The organism is Pseudomonas lini (assembly GCF_964063345.1).
GTDB classification, from domain to species: Bacteria; Pseudomonadota; Gammaproteobacteria; order Pseudomonadales; family Pseudomonadaceae; genus Aquipseudomonas; species Aquipseudomonas lini_B.
Genome location: NZ_OZ061318.1, coordinates 1,348,570 through 1,366,695, shown reverse-complemented (window position 1 = coordinate 1,366,695; position 18,126 = coordinate 1,348,570). Strand labels below are relative to the sequence as shown.

Below are 18,126 nucleotides of genomic sequence, written 5' to 3'. Positions count from 1 at the left end.
TGTATGCATTGATGAGTATTTTTTTGGGGAGTGGGCTCTTTTGATGTCTTCACCAATTCGAACGGCGTCGCGGCTTTTGCTGACGGTGCTTGCTGTGTGCTGCGTGTTGCCTTCTCAGGCTGCACAATTGGTGCGGGTCGGTGCCGCGCATTTTCCACCCTATACCGTGCGCCCGGAGTCCGGTGCCGACACCGGGCTGTTGCCGCAACTGGTGGAAGCGCTGAATCAGTTGCAAACCGACTATCAGTTTGAGCTGGTGCCCACCTCGATTCCTCGACGTTTTAACGACTTCAAGGAAGGCCGGGTCGATATGGCGATTTTCGAGAACCCGGACTGGGGCTGGAAGGACATCCAGCACACCCTCGTCGACATGGGGCTGGAAGATGCAGAAATATTCGTCGCGCAGAAGAAACCCGATCGCGATGAGAGTTACTTCAAGGATTTGGCGGGCAAGCGCCTGGCGCTGTACAGCGGCTATCACTACGAGTTTGCCAATTTCAATGCCGATCCCAAGTATCTGGCCGACACATACAAGGCCTCGCTGACTTATTCCCATGACAGCAACTTGCTGATGGTGCTGCGTGGGCGAGCGGACATTGCCTTGGTGACACGTTCCTACCTGAGCGATTACCTGCTGCGTAACGAGAAAGTCGGCGAGCAATTGCTGGTATCGCAACGCGTCGATCAGGTCTATCACCATTACGCGCTGATTCGCCCGCAGGCACCGATTACCGGCGAAGCATTCGGCAAGTTGCTGCAAGGCCTGCGAAACAACGGCCAGATGCTGAAGATTTTCGACCCCTACAAAATTGCCCTGGTGCCGGTGGGCAAACCCTGACGGAGACAGTTTCTGAGATCTGGGGAAAGCAGACGACCATTCATCGGCCTTTCGTGTTATTCGATTAGTCTCAGATTTGACAGTAGACGTTTCGCCGTCTTAGCTCCTTTCCTGCACCGACCCCTTGGAGGGGTTGGTCTCATCCAGAAAGGATTTCTGCCATGTCAAACCCCTCGTTGGTTTCTCTCTCCTGCGTTCCCTCCCCTGTGGTGGCGCAAGCTATCGATGATGTACTCATTCTGAAAAAGCCTGATGATTCGGCCGGTGTCACGGTCGAGGTGGCGCGTTGGCCGTTCATGGTGGTCAATCAAAAGGCGACGTTGCATGTCTGCGGTCAACAGGCCGATGGCTCGCCAGTGATGCTTCGAGTGGCTGATGCCGAGCCCGTCACGCAACAAGAGTTCGCGGAAGGCTGGCGTCGGAATATTGCCTGGGCGTCCTTGCAAGACCTGAAAGACGGGAGCCATCTCGCGTTTGTTTTTCAGGCTGCGCTGGATGGAGGCAGTTGTGCTTGTCCGGTGTTGTTCCCGACATTGTGTCTTGAGGTTCGCGTGCCTTTTGAGGACAAAACGACCTTCTCGGAAAAAGACGGCACCAATAACTGGAATGGCTGGATGAGGGGGGACGCTGCGACTGATCCACGGGATCTCACCATCACCAAAGATGGGGATATCTACGTATTATTCGACAACACCTACACCAACAACTCTGACGGCACGGTGTTGAAAAAGACCTATCAGGGGCTGGAAGTGGGGCGATCCTATGAGTTCGGGTTGACCGTGCGCAGGTGGAATACCAGCTATGCAGTTCCGGTGTTGTCCCTCGATAGCGGACAGCAAGTCATTGCTCCCGCGACGGAAATTCCGACAACAGCCTGGGTGCCGCTCAAGGGCACTTTTACCGCGAGCGCGTCGCAGATGGAGTTGCAGATTGTTAACCATGTCGCCACCGGAAACGGGAATGACTATGCCTTCCGCGAAATCTGGGTCAGGTCGATCTAACGCCAGCGCAACCTCAATGGCCTGGAACTGACCCAGGCTGTGCATGCCACCGCGAACGCTCGTTAAGGTTCGCGGTGTTTTTCGTTAAATTTCCAAGCCTGGCTCACGTCCCCTCAGTTAACTGTCGACGATTACCGTGAGCCCCCCCATGTTCAATCTGAATGACCTGACCACCTTGGCCTTGCCGTCAGGCAACTGTCTTGTCGCCGATGAAACCGCCAGCCGCCTGAGTCTCAGCCTGCAAGGGCAACCGTTGATCGAACTGCGACTGACCCGCGAGCCCGAGTTGCATCTGCGGCTGGAGGAGCGCTTCGGCCGCCCTGACGGTCAGGCTTTCTGGGCGGCCTGCTATTGGCTGTTTGCGCGTGACGTGGCTTGTCAGCGTCTGACCTGGCATCTCGATGACGTGCCCACTGAAGCCTTGCTCAGCGGGTTGCTGATTGCGACCGACGTCACCGGCCAGTATCGCTGCGAACGCACGCTGTTCTGGCAGTTGCCCCAGCCTTGGCTGGGTGAGTCGTGCACCGGCAGCTATCCGCAGCAAATGGTCATCAGCGGCGGCAAGCGCCATCCATTGCGTGCAGTGAAACCCCGTGGTGAGGTGTATCGACGCTTCGATGCGCAGCTCGGTGCGTGGGTCTCCCTGCGCACGGTAGCAATCGAGCATGACCTGGCGCGTTTCAACCGCTGGCAGAACAGCCCGCGAGTGGCGAGTTTCTGGCAGGAGGAGGGCAGTCTCCAGAAGCATCGCGAATACCTGAGCAAGCTCGAAGCGGATCCGCACACCTTGACGCTGATCGGTTGTTTCGATGATCAGCCGTTTGCCTATTTCGAAGCCTATTGGGCCAAGGAAGATCGCATTGCGCCATTCTATGATGCCGGCGATTACGACCGTGGCATTCACATGCTGGTGGGCGAAGAACATCACCGCGGCCCGCACAAGGTGGCGAGCTGGCTATCGGCGCTGGTGCACTACCTGTTTCTCGATGATCCACGCACTCAACGGGTGGTCGCCGAGCCTCGCGCCGACAACGCGAAGATGATCGGGCATATGCACAATCTGTGTTTCCACTGCGAAAAAGAGTTCGACTTCCCGCACAAGCGCGCTGCGCTGATGATGCTGGGGCGTGAGCGGTTTTTTGATCGGTGTTCGTTGGCTTGATGCGTATGGCTCAAGGTCTGTTGCGGTCTTGAGTCTGCCTTCGCGAGCAAGCCCGCTCCCACAGGTGACCGAGTTCTCTCAGAGGAATGCGGTCGAATGTGGGAGCGGGCTTGCTCGCGAATGGAGTGACGCAAATTTCAGCGACGAGCAAAGGTATCCGCACGATTGCCCGACACCTTGCGGCAATGCACCAGCGCATCACGAATCATGAAGTTCACCAGGGTTGGCGAGACGCCGAGTTCCTTGGCGATGTCTTTTTGCGGCACGCCGTGCAGGCGGTACATCTCGAAAGCGTAACGGGTGCGGCTGGGCAGCTCCGTCAGCGCATCGGCAATGTTTTCCAGGGTCGAGAAGTTCATATGCGAGGTTTCCGGCGAAGCGCCCTGAATCACTACGTTCAGACCTTCCTCTTCCGGCCCCGAATACTTCTGCTCCAGCGCTTGCTTGCGGTAATGATCGATCGCCAGGTTACGCACGATCTGGAACAGATAGCTGAGCTGCGCCTTGATTGACGACGTGATCTGCGGCGCCGATTGCAGCCGGAAGAACGCATCCTGCACCACGTCTTCGGCGCGTGATCGGCAACCGGTGATGCGGGCGGCAATCTTGACCAGAATCAGTCGGTTGTCGACGAAGGCCTGAAGTAGCGGTGAATCGCACCTGCTTGTGGATACTTGTTCCGTCATTGGAAATCACCTTGCTGCAAATAGGGTCGTGGGACGACAGGGGAATCGGCGTCGTCCTACATATCGAGGGACAAATTATGTTGAATGATAATGATTGTCAATTGAGAAAGAGAATTAATGCGCCACAAAGGAGCAGAGTGAGAGCTGCGACACGCTGACTCACCTACTGACCTCAAGCCTGCTGGCGCTCTAGCCTGGCGACTAATTATTTCAAGACCTCATCCGTTCTCATTGGTGAATGGCTGCGGGCGAAAGCCCCGGCCAAACCAGCATTCCCAAGCCTTGCGCGGTCGGCGAAGACCGCGTCCTGCATGTCCATGAACGGGCGTGACATACGAAAACCGATTCCACTTGCAAGCCGAATTCAGGCAGGAAACCTCATGACCGACGCGTTCGAACTCCCTAGCACACTGGTCCAAGCCCTTCAGCGCCGCGCGGCCCTGACGCCGGACCGGGTGGCCTTGCGTTTTCTCGCCGAAACCCAGGATCAGGCTGTGGTGCTCAGTTATCGTGAGCTCGATCAACGGGCGCGAACCATTGCCGGTGCGTTGCAGGCCGAGACGTCGTTTGGTGATCGCGCGGTGTTGCTGTTTCCCAGCGGCCCGGATTACGTCGCGGCGTTTTTTGGCTGTCTGTACGCAGGTGTCATTGCAGTGCCGGCCTATCCGCCTGAATCGACCCGTCGTCATCACCAGGAGCGCCTGCTGTCGATCATTAGCGATGCCGAGCCGCGCTTGCTGTTGACCAGCGCCGACCAGCGCGACGCGTTGCTGCAAATCAATGAGGCGCCGCCGCTGCTGTGTGTCGACACCCTCGACAGCGCCCTGGCCGAACGCTGGGTCGCGCCGGACTTGCACGGCGAGCACATCGCCTTCCTGCAATACACCTCCGGCTCCACCGCGTTGCCTAAAGGTGTGCAAGTCAGTCACGGCAACCTGGTGGCCAACGAATTATTGATTCGTCATGGCTTCGGCATCGATCTCAATCCCGACGACGTGATCGTCAGCTGGCTGCCGCTGTACCACGACATGGGCCTGATCGGCGGTCTGTTGCAGCCGATTTTCAGCGGCGTGCCGTGTGTGTTGATGTCGCCGGCGTACTTCCTCGGCCGGCCATTGCGCTGGCTGGAAGCGATCAGCGAATACGGCGGCACCATCAGTGGCGGGCCAGATTTCGCCTATCGACTGTGCAGCGAGCGAGTCAGCGAATCGGCGCTGGAACGCCTGGACCTGAGTGGCTGGCGCGTGGCGTATTCCGGTTCCGAACCGATTCGCCTCGACACCCTGGAACGCTTCGCCGAGAAATTTGCGGCCTGTGGCTTTACCTCGGACAGCTTCATGGCCTCTTACGGCCTCGCGGAAGCCACGTTGTTCGTTGCCGGCAGCCCGCGCGGCCAGGGCATTCCATCGTTGCGCGTGGATGATCAAGCGCTGGCGCAAAACCGTGCCGAGCCGGGCGATGGCAGTCCGATCATGAGTTGCGGCATCAGCCAGCCGGATCACGCAGTGCTGATTGTCGATGCCGTATCGCTCGAAGAGCTCGCCGACAACACGGTCGGTGAAGTCTGGGCCGCCGGGCCGAGCATCGCCCATGGCTACTGGCGCAACCCCGAAGCCACGGCCAAGACCTTCGTCCAGCATGCGGGCCGCACCTGGCTGCGCACCGGCGACCTGGGCTTTTTGCGCGACGGTGAGCTGTTCGTCACTGGGCGCCTGAAAGACATGCTGATCGTGCGCGGTCACAATCTCTATCCGCAGGACATCGAGCAGACCATCGAACGTGAAGTGGAGGTGGTGCGCAAAGGTCGCGTGGCCGCATTCGCAGTCAACATTGAGGATCAGGAGGGCATCGGCATCGCCGCGGAAATCAGCCGCAGCGTGCAGAAAATCTTGCCGCCCGAGGCGTTGATCAAAGCCATCCGTCAAGCAGTGGCCGAGGCGTATCAGGAAGCGCCGAGCGTGGTGGTATTGCTCAATCCGGGAGCGCTGCCGAAGACGTCCAGCGGCAAGTTGCAACGCTCTGCCTGCCGCAATTGTCTGGCCGATGGCAGCCTTGACAGCTATGCGCTATTCCCGTCGGCAGACTTCGCAAATCCATCTGAAACCGACACCGGCTCAGAGCTGCAAACCCTGATCGGCAATATCTGGTGCCAGCAGCTAAGCGTCAAACAGCTCAACGCCGACGATCACTTCTTCCTGCTCGGCGGCAACTCCATCGCCGCCACTCAAGTAGTCGCGCGCCTGCGTGAAGAGCTGGGGCTGGAGCTGAATCTGCGCCTGCTGTTCGAAGCGCCGACCCTCGGCGCATTCGCTACCGCGGTCGCCCGGCAACAACAGGATGGCGGCGTGGCCCAAGGCGCGATCATGCCCTTGTCGCGCAGTGATGCCATGCCGCAATCCCTGGCGCAAAACCGTTTGTGGATCACCTGGCAACTCGACCCGCAGAGCAGTGCCTACAACATCCCTGGTGCCTTGCGCCTGCGCGGCGAACTGGACGAAGACGCCTTGCGCGCCAGTTTCCAGCAACTGATTGAACGTCATGAATCCCTGCGCACACGGTTTTTCGAGCGTGAAGGTGTGGCCCTGCAACAGGTCATTACTGCCGGCGAATTCAACCTGCAAGTGATCGACATCAGCGACCTGCCAGCCGCCGAGCGTGAAGCCCGCGCGCAGCAAATCCGCGAGGACGAAGCCCGCACCCAGTTCGATCTGGAAAAAGGCCCGCTGCTGTGGGTGACCCTGGTGCGCCTCGGCGATGAGGACCATCAACTACTGGTGACCATGCACCACATCATCGCCGACGGCTGGTCGATGAACGTGTTGATCGACGAGTTCTCGCGCCTGTATGCGGCGGCCTCCCAAGGTCAGACCGCCAGCCTTCCAGCGTTGCTGACGCAATACGCCGACTACGGCAGTTGGCAGCGTCAGTGGTTGGCGCAAGGGGAGGGCGAGCGCCAACTCGCGTACTGGAAAGCGCAGTTGGGCGTTGATCATCCGACCCTGAGCCTGGCCACCGATCATCCGCGCTCGGCGCAACACATTCACAGTGCCGCCCGTCATACGCTGCGTTTGGACGCCAGCCTGAGCGATGCCATTCGCCAGACCGCCCAGGCTCATGAGTCGACGCCGTTCATGCTGTTGCTCGCGGCATTCCAGAGCCTGCTGCATCGCTACAGCGGCCAACGCGACATCCGTATCGGCGTGCCGAATGCCAACCGTCCACGCCTGGAAACCCAAGGGTTGATCGGCTTCTTCATCAATACCCAAGTGCTGCGCGCCGAGGTGGATTCGCGACAGCCGTTCGTTGAGTTGCTGGTGCAAACCCGTCAAGCGGCATTGGGCGCGCAAGCGCATCAGGATCTGCCGTTCGAACAACTGCTTGAAGCCTTCCCGCAGGCCCGCGAGCAGGGTCTGTTCCAGGTGATGTTCAACCATCAGCAACGGGATTTCAGTGCGCTGCGTCGCTTGCCGGGACTGCTCGCCGAAGAGCTGCCGTGGCACAGTCGCGAAGCCAAGTTCGATCTGCAACTGCACAGCGAAGAAGACCGCAATGGTCGCCTGAGCCTGTCGTTCGACTACGCCAGCGAGTTGTTTGACGTGACGACTATTGAGCGACTGGCCGAGCATTTCAGCAACCTGCTGCGAGCCGTCTGCGAACAACCGACGACCGCCATCGGCGACCTGCAACTGCTGACCCCGAGCGAGCACGATCAGCAATCCGTCTGGAGCGCCGCACCGTGCACTCCGGCCAGCCAATGGCTGCCTGAGTTGCTCAACGAACAAGCGCGCCAGACCCCGGAGCGCACCGCGCTGCTGTGGGACGGTGGCAGTCTGGACTTCGCCGAACTGCACGCCCAGGCCAACCGTCTGGCGCATTACCTGCGCGACAAAGGCGTCGGCCCGGACGTGTGCGTGGCCATCGCCGCCGAGCGTTCGCCGCAGTTGCTGATCGGCTTGCTGGCGATCATCAAGGCTGGCGGCGCTTATGTGCCGCTGGACCCGGACTACCCGGCCGAACGCCTGGCCTACATGCTCAGCGACAGTGGCGTCGAGCTGCTGCTGACCCAAACCGAATTGCTCGACCGCTTGCCGGCCACCGACGGCGTCAGCGTGATTGCCATGGACGCCCTGCATCTGGAGAACTGGCCAAGCCATGCGCCCGGTTTGCACCTGCACGGCGACAACCTGGCCTACGTGATTTACACCTCCGGTTCCACCGGTCAGCCGAAGGGCGTTGGCAACACTCACGCGGCCCTCGCTGAACGGCTGCAATGGATGCAAGCCACTTACCGTCTGGACCAAACTGACGTGCTGATGCAAAAAGCGCCGATCAGTTTCGACGTGTCGGTGTGGGAATGCTTCTGGCCGCTGATTACCGGTTGCCGCTTGTTGATCGCCGGCCCCGGCGAACACCGCGATCCGCACCGCATCGCGCAACTGGTCCAGCAATTCGGCGTGACCACACTGCACTTCGTGCCGCCGTTGCTTTCCTTGTTCATTGACGAACCGCTCAGCGCCGAATGCACCAGCCTGCGTCGACTGTTCTCCGGCGGCGAAGCCTTGCCCGCCGAACTGCGCAATCGCGTACTGGAACACTTGCCGGCAGTGCAACTGCACAACCGCTATGGTCCGACCGAAACGGCGATCAACGTCACCCACTGGCATTGCACAACGGCTGATGGCGAGCGCTCACCGATTGGCCGGCCATTGGGCAACGTGCTGTGCCGCGTGCTCGACAGCGACCTCAACCCGGTGCCGGCCGGTGTGCCGGGTGAACTGTGCATCAGCGGTCTCGGTTTGGCCCGAGGCTATCTGGGTCGCCCAGGCTTGACCGCGGAACGCTTTGTGGTCGATCCGCTGGGCGAGCAGGGCACACGTCTGTATCGCACCGGTGACCGCGCTCGCTGGACCGCCGACGGCGTGATCGAATACCTCGGTCGTCTCGATCAGCAAGTCAAACTGCGTGGTTTTCGTGTCGAGCCGGAAGAAATCGAAGCGCGTCTGTTGGCGCAGACCGGAGTCGCCCAAGCGGTGGTGCTGGTGCGCGAAACGGCGGCGGGCGGGCAGTTGATCGGTTACTACACCTCTACCGATTCCGCTGAAGCTATTGAAGCTCAAACCACTCGCCTGAAAACCGCGCTGGCGGCTGAGCTGCCGGAATACATGGTCCCGGCGCAACTCATGCGTCTGGATGAAATGCCCCTGAGTCCGAGCGGAAAACTCGACCGTCGCGCCTTGCCGGAACCTCAATGGCAAGTCCGCGAGCACGTCGAACCGGTCACTGCCCTTGAGCAACAAATCGCCGGCATCTGGCGTGAAGTGCTGGGCCTGGCGCAGATCGGCCTTCGCGACGACTTCTTCGCCCTCGGCGGCCACTCGCTGTTGGCCACGCAAATCATCTCCCGCACCCGTCAGGCCTGCGACGTCGAGTTACCGCTGCGGGCGCTGTTCGAGGCCAGTGAGCTGGGCGCTTTTGCCGAACAGGTTCGCTTGATCCAGGCCAGCGGCAAAACCAACAAACAGCCACCGATCGAGAAGGTCGACCGCAGCCAACCGGTGCCACTGTCCTATTCCCAGCAACGCATGTGGTTCCTCTGGCAGATGGAGCCGGACAGCCCGGCCTACAACGTCGGCGGCATGGCGCGGTTGCGCGGCGTGCTGGATGTCGGGCGTTTCGAAGCGGCGCTGCAAGCGCTGATCATGCGTCACGAAACCCTGCGTACGACCTTCCCGAGCATCGACGGCGTGGCCCGGCAACAGGTTCACCCCGACACTCGCCTGCGCATGGACTGGAAGGATTTCACCACGCTGGATGCCGATGGCCGCGAATGGCAGGTCCAGCAACTGGCCGATGACGAAGCCCATAAACCTTTCGATCTGGAAGCCGGGCCGCTGCTGCGCGCTTGCCTGGTCAAGACCGCCGAGCAGGAGCACTACTTCGTCCTGACCCTGCACCACATCGTCACCGAAGGCTGGGCGATGGACATTTTTGCCCGGGAATTGAGCGCGCTCTATGAAGCGTTCGTCGATGACCGCGAATCGCCGCTTCAGCCGCTGCCAGTGCAGTATCTGGATTACAGCGTGTGGCAGCGTCAGTGGCTGGAATCCGGCGAACGTCAGCGTCAGCTCGATTACTGGACCGCGCAACTGGGCCGTGAACATCCGCTGCTGGAATTGCCGGCCGATCGTCCGCGTCCGCCGGTGCAAAGCCATCAGGGCGAGCTGTTCCGCTTCGACCTCAGCGATGATCTTGCGGCGCGGGTTCGTGCCTTCAATGCCCAAAACGGTCTGACCCTGTTCATGACCATGACTGCCGCGCTGGCGGTGCTGCTTTATCGCTACAGTGGCCAGACCGATTTGCGCATCGGTGCGCCGGTGGCCAACCGCATTCGCCCGGAAAGCGAAGGGCTGATCGGCGCGTTCCTCAACACTCAAGTGCTGCGTTGCCAGCTCGACGGGCAGATGTCCGTCGGCGAGTTGTTCGAGCAGGTTCGCCACACCGTGATCGAAGGTCAGTCCCATCAGGACCTGCCATTCGATCATCTGGTGGAAGCCTTGCAGCCACCGCGCAGTGCGGCGTACAACCCGCTGTTCCAGGTGATGTGCAACGTGCAGCGCTGGGAGTTCCAGCAGAGCCGAACCCTGGCCGGGATGACCGTCGAGTACCTGGCCAACGATGCGCGAGCGACCAAGTTTGACCTCAACCTGGAAGTCACTGATCTCGACCATCGCCTCGGTTGCTGCCTGACCTACAGCACCGATTTGTTCGACGAGCCGCGCATTGCGCGCATGGCCGGGCACTGGCGCAATTTGCTGGAAGCGTTGCTCGCCGATCCGCAGCAACGCCTCAGCGAACTGCCGTTACTGGAAGCCACTGAACAGCAAAACCTGCTCGACAGCCTCGGCATCGAGCCGGGCGAGCATCGCCTCGATCAATGCATCCATCACCTGTTCAGCGAACAGGCGCTGGTGCGCAAGGACGCGCCAGCCCTGACGTTCGCCGGGCAAACCCTGAGCTACGCCGAGCTCGACAGCCGCGCCAATCGTTTGGCCTGGATGCTGCGCGAGCGCGGAGTCGGGCCACAGGTTCGGGTCGGTTTGGCGCTGGAGCGTTCGCTGGAGATGGTCGTCGGCCTGCTGGCGATTCTCAAGGCTGGCGGTGCCTATGTGCCGCTGGACCCGGAATACCCGCTGGATCGCTTGCACTACATGATCGAAGACAGCGGCCTCGGTTTGCTGCTCAGCGATGCGGCGATGTTCGCGGCACTCGGTGAACTGCCTGCCAGCGTCGGCCGCTGGTGTCTGGAAGAAGACGCCGCTGCATTGGCCAACTATCCGGCCAGTGAACTGCCGTTTATCAGCCTGCCGCAACATCAGGCGTACCTGATTTACACCTCCGGCTCCACCGGCAAACCGAAAGGCGTGGTGGTGTCCCACGGTGAAATCGCCATGCATTGTCGCGCGGTGATCGAGCGCTTCGGCATGCGTCCGGACGACTGCGAGTTGCACTTCTACTCGATCAACTTCGATGCCGCGACCGAGCGTCTGCTGGTGCCGCTGCTCCGCGGCGCGCAGGTGGTCCTGCGTGCGCAAGGCCAGTGGGATGCGCAAGAAATCTGCGGGCTGATTCGTCGGCACAACATCAATATTCTTGGTTTCACCCCAAGCTACGGCAGCCAGTTGGCGCAATGGCTGGCGACCCAGGGTGAAACCCTGCCAGTGCGCATGTGCATCACCGGCGGCGAGGCTCTGACGGGCGAACACTTGCAACGGATTCGCGCGGCGTTCAAACCGAGCCTGTTTTTCAATGCCTACGGTCCAACTGAAACCGTGGTCATGCCGCTCGCCAGCCTGGCACCTGAGCAATTGGAAGAAGGGCTGGGCAGCGTGCCGATTGGCAGCGTGATTGGCGCTCGCGTCGCTTACATCCTCGACGCTGATCTGGCGTTGGTGCCGCAAGGTGCGACGGGCGAGTTGTTTGTCGGTGGTGCCGGTCTGGCGCAGGGATATCACCAGCGTCCGGGCATGACCGCCGAACGCTTTGTTGCTGATCCGTTCGCCGCCAATGGCGGACGTTTGTACCGCACCGGTGACCTTGTCCGTCAGCGCGTCGATGGTCTGGTTGAGTACCTCGGCCGTATCGACCATCAAGTGAAGATCCGTGGTTTCCGCATCGAACTGGGCGAGATCGAAACCCGTTTGCTGGAACACGAGTCCGTGCGTGAAGCGGTGGTGCTGGCCCTCGACGCACCGAGCGGCAAGCAATTGGTCGGCTATCTGGTCACCGACGTCTCCGAACAGGATGAAGCGCAACAAACTGCATTGCGCGAAGCGTTGAAGGCGCACCTCAAATCGCAGTTGCCGGATTACATGGTGCCGACGCATTTGATCCTGCTGGCCAGCATGCCGCTGACCGCCAACGGCAAGCTCGACCGCCGCGCACTGCCGGCCCCGGACCCGGAGTTGAATCGTCAGCAGTACGTGGCGCCGAGCAACGAACTCGAGCTGACCCTGGCTGGCATCTGGTGCGAAGTGCTGAACGTCCAGCAGGTCGGCCTCAACGATAACTTCTTCGAACTGGGCGGCGATTCGATTCTGTCGATCCAGGTGGTCAGCCGTGCGCGGCAGCAGGGCATCCATTTCAGCCCACGGGACTTGTTCCAGCACCAGACCGTGCAGACGCTGGCCGCCGTCGCAACCCGCACCGAGCAGGTCACGGCCGAGCAAGGATTGCTCACGGGCGAATCACTTTTGACGCCGATTCAACATTGGTTCTTCGACACTGAAATCCCGCAGCGTCAACACTGGAACCAGGCGTTGCTGCTGGAGCCGACCGTGGCGCTGGAGCCGCATCGTCTGGAGCAAGCGCTGCTGGCGGTGATCGAACAGCACGACGCCTTGCGCCTGCGCTTTACCGAAGTCGCCGGCCATTGGCAGGCCGAGCACCAGGCGGTTTCCGACGCTGCCGTGCTGTGGCAGGTGCACGTGCCGACCATGGACAAATGCGTGGCGCTGTTCGCCGATGCCCAACGCAGCCTCGACCTTGAGCAAGGGCCGCTGATGCGGGCGCTGCTGGTGGATGATCCTGAGGGGCAACAACGGCTGTTCATTGCCATTCACCACTTGGTGGTGGACGGGGTGTCGTGGCGGGTGCTGCTGGACGATCTGCAAACGGTTTATCGTCAACTCGATGCAGAGCAGTCAGTAAAACTGCCGGCAAAAACCAGTGCCTTCAAGGACTGGGCCGCACGGTTGCAGGCTTATGCCGGCAGCGAATCCCTGCGGGAAGAATTGAGCTGGTGGCAGACGCAATTGGCCGGGCCAAGCGCTGAATTGCCGTGTGATCGTCCGCAGGGCGGTCAGCAAAATCGTCACGCGCAAACCGTCAGCGTGCGCCTCGACAGCGAGCGTACCCGCCAACTGCTGCAACAGGCACCGACAGCCTATCGCACCCAGGTCAATGACCTGCTGCTGACCGCATTGGCCCGTGTGGTGTGCCGCTGGACCGGTCACGAATCAGCGTTGATTCAACTCGAAGGCCATGGTCGTGAAACCCTGTTCGACGAGATCGACCTGACCCGCACCGTGGGCTGGTTCACCAGCGCCTATCCGCTGCGCCTCACACCCATGAATGAACAGGGTGCGTCGATCAAGGCGATCAAGGAGCAACTGCGCGCGGTGCCTCACAAAGGTTTGGGTTATGGCGTGCTGCGTTACCTGGCCGATGGCGTGTGCCGTCAGACCATGGCCGCGTTGCCGGTGGCGCCGATCACCTTCAACTACCTGGGTCAGTTCGACCAGAGTTTCGGCAGTGATGCGTTGTTCCGTCCGCTCGATGAACCGGTGGGCGCAGCCCATGACCCACATGCGCCGCTGCCCAACGAGCTGAGCGTCGACAGTCAGGTGTATGGCGGTGAGTTGGTGCTGCGCTGGACCTTCAGCACCGAACGCCACGATCTGCTAACCATCACCGAACTGGCAGAGGCGTATCTGGGCGAGTTGCAAAGCCTGATCCAGCATTGTCTGAGCGACAACGCGGGCGGGCTGACGCCGTCGGACTTCCCGCTGGCCAGGCTGACTCAGCCGCAACTCGACGCATTGCCAGTCCCGGCGGCAATGATCGAAGACGTCTACCCGCTGACCCCGATGCAGGAAGGCATGCTGCTGCACACCTTGCTCGAACCGGGCACCGGCCTCTACTACATGCAGGACCGCTACCGCATCAACAGCGAGCTCGATCCGCAACGTTTCGCCCAGGCCTGGCAAGCGGTGATCGCCCGTCACGAAGCCTTGCGCGCGTCGTTCTGCTGGAACGTCGGCGAAGACATGCTGCAAGTGATCCACAAACCGGGCAGCACGCCGATCGAATATCTGGACTGGAGCGCGGTTGCCGAAACCGAGCAAGAGCCGAAGTTGCAGACGCTGCTGAAAAGCGAGCGTGAGGCCGGGTTCGATCTGCTCAACCAGGCACCGTTCCACCTGCGCTTGATCCGTGTGGGCCCGGCGCGTTACTGGTTCATGATGAGCAACCACCACATCCTTATCGATGCCTGGTGCCGCTCGCTGCTGATGAACGATTTCTTCGAGATCTACACCGCCCTCGGCGAAGGCCGCGAAGCGCAGCTTGGGCTTGTGTCGCGATATCGCGATTACATTGGTTGGCTGCAACGCCAGAGCCTGGCCGAAGCGCGGCAGTGGTGGCAGCAGAACCTGCGAGGTTTCGAGCGCACTACACCGATTCCGAGCGACCGACCGTTCCTGCGTGAACATGCCGGCGACAGCGGCGGCATGATCGTCGGCGACCGCTACACAAGGCTCGATGCCCGCGATGGTGCGCAACTGCGCGAACTGGCTCAGGCGCATCAGCTGACCATCAACACCTTCGCCCAGGCAGCATGGGCGCTGGTGCTGCGTCGCTTGAGCGGTGATCGCGACGTGCTGTTCGGCGTCACGGTGGCTGGGCGTCCGGTGGAAATGCCGGAGATGCAACGCACGGTCGGGCTGTTCATCAACAGCATCGCCCTGCGGGTGAAAATGCCCGAAGACGACCAGCGTTGCAGCGTTCGCCAGTGGCTCAGCGGTTTGCTCGACAGCAACATGCAACTGCGCGAGTACGAATACTTGCCGCTGGTGAGCATCCAGGAAAACAGCGAACTGCCTAAAGGCCAGCCGCTGTTCGACAGCCTGTTCGTGTTCGAAAACGCACCGGTGGAAGTCTCGGTACTGGACCGTGCGCAGAGCCTCAACGCGACCTCGGATTCGGGACGCACCCACACCAACTTCCCGTTGACGGCGGTGTGTTATCCGGGTGATGACCTTGGCTTGCACCTGTCTTACGATCAGCGTTATTTCGACGAATCCACGGTCGAGCGCATGCTCGGCGAATTCAAGCGCCTGCTGCTGGCACTGGTCGAAGGCTTCCATGGCGACATGGCCGACTTGCCGCTGCTGGGTAATGAAGAGCAGGATTTCCTGATCCATGGCTGCAACCAGAGCGAACGCGATTACCCGCTGGAGCAGAGCTACGTCTCATTGTTCGAAGCACAGGTTGCCGCGCATCCGCAGCGAGTTGCCGCCAGTTGCCTCGATCAGCGCCACAGCTATGTTGAGCTGAATCAGCGCAGCAACCGTCTCGGCCATGCGCTGATTGCGGCCGGCGTCGGCCTGGATCAACCGGTGGCGCTGCTCGCCGAACGTAACCTCGATCTGTTGGGCATGATCATTGGTAGCTTCAAGGCCGGTGCCGGTTACTTGCCGCTGGACCCGGGCCTGCCGAGTCAGCGCCTGAGCCGGATTATCGACCTGAGCCGCACGCCATTGCTGGTCTGCACCCAGGCATGTCGTGATCAAGCCGTCGCGCTGCTGGAAGAGTTCGGTTGTGCCAACCGACCTCGATTGCTGGTCTGGGAAGAGGTGCAGGCGAGCGAAGTTTCGGTGGCCAATCCGGGGATTTACAGTGGCCCGGACAACCTCGCCTATGTGATCTACACCTCGGGTTCCACCGGCCTGCCGAAGGGCGTGATGGTGGAGCAGCGCGGCATGCTCAATAACCAGTTGAGCAAGGTTCCGTACCTGAAATTGAGCGAAGCTGATGTGATCGCGCAGACTGCGTCGCAAAGCTTCGATATTTCAGTCTGGCAATTCCTCGCGGCACCTCTGTTCGGCGCTCGGGTGGACATCGTGCCCAACAGCATCGCCCACGATCCGCAAGGCTTGCTGGCTCACGTTCAGAGCCAAGGCATCAGCGTGCTGGAAAGCGTGCCGTCGCTGATTCAGGGCATGCTCGCCCAGGACCGCATGAGCCTCGATGGCCTGCGCTGGATGCTGCCAACCGGTGAAGCAATGCCGCCGGAACTGGCGCATCAATGGTTGCTGCGTTACCCGGAGATTGGTTTGGTGAACGCCTATGGCCCAGCGGAATGCTCGGACGATGTGGCGTTCTTCCGCGTCGACCTGGCTTCGACGCGCGGGAGTTATCTGCCGATTGGCACGCCGACCGACAACAACCGTTTGTATTTGCTCGATGGCGCGCTGGAACTGGTGCCGTTGGGGGCGGTGGGTGAGTTGTGTGTGGCTGGTACCGGTGTGGGGCGCGGCTATGTGAGCGATCCGTTGCGTACCGCTCAGGTGTTTGTGCCGAACCCGTTCGGTGCACCGGGGGATCGCCTGTATCGCACCGGCGACCTGGCCCGACGTCGCAGTGATGGCGTGTTGGAATACGTCGGGCGCATCGATCACCAAGTGAAGATTCGCGGTTACCGCATCGAGCTGGGTGAAATCGAGGCGCGGCTGCATGAGCAACCGGAAGTTCGCGATGCGGCGGTGGGTGTGCAGGAAGGTGTCAACGGCAAGCATTTGGTCGGCTATCTGGTTGCAGCGGATTCGGCACTGAATCCGAACGAACGACTGGAGCGCATCAAGCAACGTCTGCGTGCCGAATTGCCGGAATACATGGTGCCGCTGCACTGGTTGTGGCTCGACAAGCTGCCGCTCAACGCCAACGGCAAACTCGATCGCAAGGCCTTGCCGGCGCTGGAAATCGGCCAGTTGCAAAGCCAGGACTATCAGGCGCCGCGCAATGAGCTGGAACAGACCCTGGCGAATATTTGGGCCGAGGTGTTGAAGGTCGAGAAGGTCGGCGTGCGTGACAACTTCTTCGAACTCGGCGGCCATTCGTTGTTGGCCACACAGATCGCCTCGCGGGTGCAAAAAGCCCTGCAACGCAACGTGCCGCTGCGGGCGATGTTCGAGTGCAGCACGGTGGCGGAGCTGGCTGAATACATCGACGGGTTGGCGGCGAGCGACATTACCGAGGAGAAGGTGGATCGGTTGAATGATTTGATGGCGGAGTTGGAGGGGCTGTAGTTCTCTAGCGTTGGTGAGGGCCTCTTCGCGGGCAAGCCTCGCTCCTACAGTACGGTGTCGATCAGTCGACTCCGTACTGTAGGAGCGAGGCTTGCCCGCGAAGGCGTCACCACAGACACCACAAAGCTGCGGGTTGACTGCCGGTCCCATGCGGCTCAGTCTTCCTGTGCTTTTTTAATGGATCCGATTTCACCAGGGAGACAGTCAATGCCCTTCGTAACGGTTGATGGACAAGCGCTTCACTACATAGATCAAGGCACAGGTCCTGCGGTTCTGCTGGCCGGCAGTTACCTGTGGGACCAAGCCATGTGGGCGCCGCAGATTACGGCGCTGTCGCAGCATTATCGGGTCATCGCCCTCGACCTGTGGGGCCACGGCGAATCCGGGCGGATGCCCGAATGTATGACGTCGCTGGATGACGTGGCGCGCCAGGCACTGGCATTGCTCGATCATCTGGACATCGATCGCGTCACGCTGGTCGGTCTTTCGGTGGGTGGCATGTGGGGCGTGCGCCTGGCGCTGTCGGCACCGCAGCGGCTCAACGGTCTGGTGCTGATGGACACCTATGTCGGCGTCGAACCGGAACCGACCCGCCAATACTATTTCTCGCTGTTCAAGCAGATCGAAGACACGGGTGTGATCTCGTCGCAGCTGCTCGACATTATTGTGCCGATTTTCTTCCGTCCGGGCATCGATCCGCAATCGGCGCTGTATCAGGATTTCCGCGCCAGACTGGCTGCGCTGCCGGCCGACCGTCTGCGCGAAAGCATCGTGCCGATGGGACGGATTACCTTTGGTCGTGATGATTTGCTGCCGCGGTTATCCGAGTTGAATCCTGACACCACGCTGTTGATGTGCGGCGATCAGGACAAACCGCGGCCGCCGTCGGAAACCAAAGAAATGGCCGAATTGATCGGTTGCCCGACTGTGCTGGTGCCGGAGGCGGGGCATATCTCCAATCTGGAGAACCCGCAGTTCGTGACTGCGGCTTTGCTGGGATTTCTAGCTCTGAGAAATTAGTAGGTCATATAGACGCCATCGCGGGCAAGCCCGCTCCCACAGGGTTATGCGACCT

The 18,126-nt window shown here is 60.8% G+C and carries 6 protein-coding genes; 5 read left to right on the top strand and 1 reads right to left on the bottom strand.

The features are described from left to right. The first annotated feature begins 43 nt into the window (after nucleotides 1–43). The 3 genes from AB3226_RS06140 to AB3226_RS06130 all read left to right on the top strand — a co-directional run bounded on the left by AB3226_RS06140 (nucleotide 44) and on the right by AB3226_RS06130 (nucleotide 3,001). On the top strand, nucleotides 44–838 hold the full coding sequence (locus AB3226_RS06140; RefSeq protein WP_367372421.1) for a substrate-binding periplasmic protein: 795 nt from the start codon (nucleotides 44–46) through the stop codon (nucleotides 836–838). 161 nt (nucleotides 839–999) lie between these two features. Beyond that, entirely contained in the window at nucleotides 1,000–1,839 is an 840-nt protein-coding gene (locus tag AB3226_RS06135; RefSeq protein WP_367372420.1) for a sugar-binding protein, read from the top strand. Nucleotides 1,840–1,987: 148 nt separating this feature from the next. Then, nucleotides 1,988–3,001, top strand: a complete 1,014-nt coding sequence (locus tag AB3226_RS06130) for a GNAT family N-acetyltransferase (RefSeq protein ID WP_367372419.1) — start codon at nucleotides 1,988–1,990, stop codon at nucleotides 2,999–3,001. 137 nt (nucleotides 3,002–3,138) lie between these two features. Here the strand turns inward: AB3226_RS06130 and AB3226_RS06125 are convergent, their stop codons facing one another. After that, nucleotides 3,139–3,687: an RNA polymerase factor sigma-70 gene (locus AB3226_RS06125; RefSeq protein ID WP_007894994.1), complete on the bottom strand. Its 549-nt coding sequence runs from the start codon at nucleotides 3,685–3,687 to the stop codon at nucleotides 3,139–3,141. 380 nt (nucleotides 3,688–4,067) lie between these two features. Between AB3226_RS06125 and AB3226_RS06120 the strand changes: the two genes are divergently transcribed. Both AB3226_RS06120 and AB3226_RS06115 read left to right on the top strand, forming a co-directional pair. Next, the gene (locus tag AB3226_RS06120; RefSeq protein WP_367372418.1) at nucleotides 4,068–17,051 is read left to right on the top strand and encodes a non-ribosomal peptide synthetase; all 12,984 of its coding nucleotides are present in this window, start codon (nucleotides 4,068–4,070) and stop codon (nucleotides 17,049–17,051) included. 207 nt (nucleotides 17,052–17,258) lie between these two features. Then, entirely contained in the window at nucleotides 17,259–18,071 is an 813-nt protein-coding gene (locus AB3226_RS06115; RefSeq protein WP_367372417.1) for an alpha/beta fold hydrolase, read from the top strand. Nucleotides 18,072–18,126 lie beyond the last annotated feature (55 nt).